General features: G+C 69.1%; 3 protein-coding genes. All 3 read left to right on the top strand.

Annotated features, from left to right (window positions below):
• Positions 1-199: 199 nt before the first annotated feature.
• Positions 200-1456: a glutamate-5-semialdehyde dehydrogenase gene (locus Q0C38_RS23040; RefSeq protein ID WP_408870065.1), complete on the top strand. Its 1257-nt coding sequence runs from the start codon at positions 200-202 to the stop codon at positions 1454-1456.
• 7 nt (positions 1457-1463) lie between these two features.
• The gene (locus Q0C38_RS23035) at positions 1464-1829 is read left to right on the top strand and encodes a hypothetical protein (RefSeq protein WP_291299479.1); all 366 of its coding nucleotides are present in this window, start codon (positions 1464-1466) and stop codon (positions 1827-1829) included.
• A 34-nt stretch (positions 1830-1863) separates the two neighbouring features.
• Positions 1864-2954 (top strand): FAD-dependent oxidoreductase (locus Q0C38_RS23030; protein WP_291299478.1); only part of this gene is annotated, 1091 nt, incomplete at its 3' end.

Here is a 2954-nt window from a genome sequence, read left to right as displayed (position 1 = left end):
CTGCGCCGCTGCTCCGGCCCACAACTCATGGCGGCGCTCGGCCAGGCCGCGCGAATTGACCGCATCGCGAAGGGCGTGGCCCGGGGCGATGCCTGGGACGAACTGCGGCAGCTGGGCCTGCGGCTCGCCGCGCCCGAGACAGTCCGGCTCGCCACCGAATCCAGTTAGAATTCAGGGCTCTTTCCCCAGCGAGCGGACCATGGACGTCCAGAGTTACATGCACGGCATCGGCAGGGCGGCCCGCACGGCCTCCCGCGAGATGGCCCGCGCCGAGACCCGCGCCAAGGATGCCGCCCTGCTCGCCATCGCCGATGCCGTCGAGCGCGAGGCAAAGCGCCTGCTCGACGCCAACGCCGAGGACGTCGCCCAGGCCCGCGCCAAGGGTCTCGAAGACGCGATGATCGACCGCCTCACCCTGAGCCCGAAGAGCGTGAGCCAGATGGCCCAGGGCCTGCGCGAAGTCGCGCAGCTGGTGGACCCCATCGGCGAGATCACCGACCTCCGCTACCGCCCCACCGGCATCCAGGTGGGCCGCATGCGGGTGCCGCTCGGCGTGATCGGCATCATCTACGAGGCCCGCCCCAACGTCACCGCCGATGCCGCGGCCCTGTGCCTGAAGAGCGGCAACGCCGCCATACTGCGCGGCGGCTCGGAGGCCATCCGCTGCAACCAGGCCATCGCCGCGTGCGTCCACGAAGGGCTGCGTGCCGCCGGCCTCCCCGCCGCCGCGGTGCAGGTGATCGAAACCACCGACCGCGCCGCGGTGGGCGAACTCATCACCATGAAGGACTACGTCGACGTGATCGTCCCGCGCGGCGGCAAGGGCCTCATCGAGCGCATCAGCGCCGAGTCGCGCATCCCGGTCATCAAGCACCTCGACGGCATCTGTCACGTGTACATCGACGACGAGGCGGATGCCGACAAGGCCGTGCGCGTCGCGGACAACGCCAAGACCCAGCGCTACGGCACCTGCAACACGATGGAAACGCTGCTGGTGCACGGCGACATCGCCCAGCGCGTGCTGCCGCCGCTCGCGAAGATCTACGGCGACAAGGGTGTCGAACTGCGCGGCTGCGACCGTGCGCGCGCCGTGATCCCCGCCATGAAGCCCGCGACCGAGGAGGACTGGTACACCGAGTACCTGGCGCCGATCCTCAGCATCCGCATCGTGGACGGCCTCAATGCCGCCATCGAGCACATCAACACCTACGGCTCGCAGCACACCGATGCCATCGTCACCGAGAACTACACCCGCGCCCGCCGGTTCCTGCGCGAGGTGGATTCCAGCTCGGTGATGGTCAACGCGTCCACGCGCTTCGCCGACGGCTTCGAGTACGGTCTCGGCGCCGAGATCGGCATCTCCACCGACAAGCTGCACGCACGCGGCCCCGTGGGCCTCGAAGGCCTCACCTCGCTCAAGTTCGTCGTCCTCGGCGACGGGCACGTGCGGGGCTGACGCATCCATGGCTTCCTGGAGCTGGCTTCGACACGCCCCCTGGGGCGAGATCGCGAAGGCCGCGGCGCGCGTGCCCGCCTTCGTGCGCGATCTGCGCAAGGACGACGACGACGAGCCCGCGCCGGCACGGCAACCCGCGGCGGACGTGCCGCCCGATGTCGCGCAGCTCAAGTTCGAACTGGAGCTGGTCAAGACCAATCTCGAACGCCTTCGCGTGCACTCCGAGTCGCAGGCGGCCGCGCTGGACCAGCAGGCCCGGGCGCTCTCCGAGAGCTTCCAGTCCATCTCGTCACGGCTGCGGACACTCACCTGGCTGGCATCGGCCGCCCTGATCGCGGCGGGCATCGCCCTCGCGGTGGCGCTGCTCCGATAGCCCGCCCTTCACCCATTCCCAAGAGGAGTCCCCGTTGAGCAACCTGGTCGAAGTCCGAGTCCCCGACATCGGCGATTTCAAGGATGTGCCGGTCATCGAGATCCTGGTGCAGCCCGGCGCCACCGTGAAAGCCGAGGATTCTCTCATCACGCTGGAGTCCGACAAGGCGACGATGGAAGTCCCCGCGCCCACCGCCGGCGTGATCCGCGAGATCAAGGTGAAGGTCGGCGACAAGATTTCGCAGGGCACGCTCATCGCCATGCTCGAAGCCGCCGACGCTGCCGCTGCCGCGCCTGCCCCCGCCGCGCCGGCCCCGAAGGCCGAAGCGCCGAAATCCGCTGCCTCCGCTGCGCCCGCGCCCGCCCCGGCTCCGGCATCGTCCGGACCGGTCGAGAAGGGCGACATCCACGCCGAGGTCGTCGTGCTCGGTTCCGGCCCCGGCGGCTACACCGCGGCATTCCGTGCCGCGGACCTCGGCCGCAAGGTCGTGATGATCGAACGCTACGCCTCGCTCGGGGGCGTGTGTCTCAACGTGGGCTGCATTCCCTCCAAGGCGCTGCTGCACGCGGCGCGCGTGATCTCCGAGGCCGACGAGATGTCGCACTTCGGCGTGAAGTTCGCGAAGCCCGAGGTGGACATCAACGCCCTGCGCGGCTGGAAGGACGGCGTGGTGGGCCGGCTCACCAAAGGTCTGGCCGGTCTGGCCAAGCAGCGCAAGGTGGAAGTGGTGAGCGGTGTCGGCAAATTCACCTCGCCCCACATGATCGAAGTGACGGCCACCGACGGCACGAAGAAGCGCGTGTCCTTCGACAACTGCATCATTGCAGCGGGCTCGGCCGTCGCCCGGATTCCCGGCTTCCCCTATGACGACAAGCGGCTGATGGACTCCACCGGCGCGCTGGAACTGCAGGAGATCCCGAAGCGCATGCTCGTGATCGGCGGCGGCATCATCGGCCTCGAGATGGCCTGCGTGTACGACGCCCTGGGGTCGCGCATCACCGTGGTGGAACTCGCCGACGGACTCATCCCCGGCGCGGACCGCGACATCGTGAAGCCGCTGCACAAGCGCGTCGAGAAGCGCTACGAGTCGATCCTGCTCAAGACCAAGGTCGCGAAGCTGGAGGC

Origin of the sequence: Elioraea sp., from assembly GCF_022842375.1 — a bacterium.
GTDB lineage: Bacteria > Pseudomonadota > Alphaproteobacteria > Acetobacterales > Acetobacteraceae > Elioraea_A.
The sequence above is the reverse complement of the archived record's forward strand: the minus strand, read 5'-3'. Positions and strand labels throughout refer to the sequence as shown.

What these genes read in the sequence shown, in the direction of transcription:
- Q0C38_RS23040 (WP_408870065.1), top strand. Translation starts at nt 200, where the DNA reads ATGGACGTCCAGAGTTACATGCACGGCATCGGCAGGGCGGCCCGCACG.
- Q0C38_RS23035 (WP_291299479.1), top strand. Translation starts at nt 1,464, where the DNA reads ATGGCTTCCTGGAGCTGGCTTCGACACGCCCCCTGGGGCGAGATCGCG.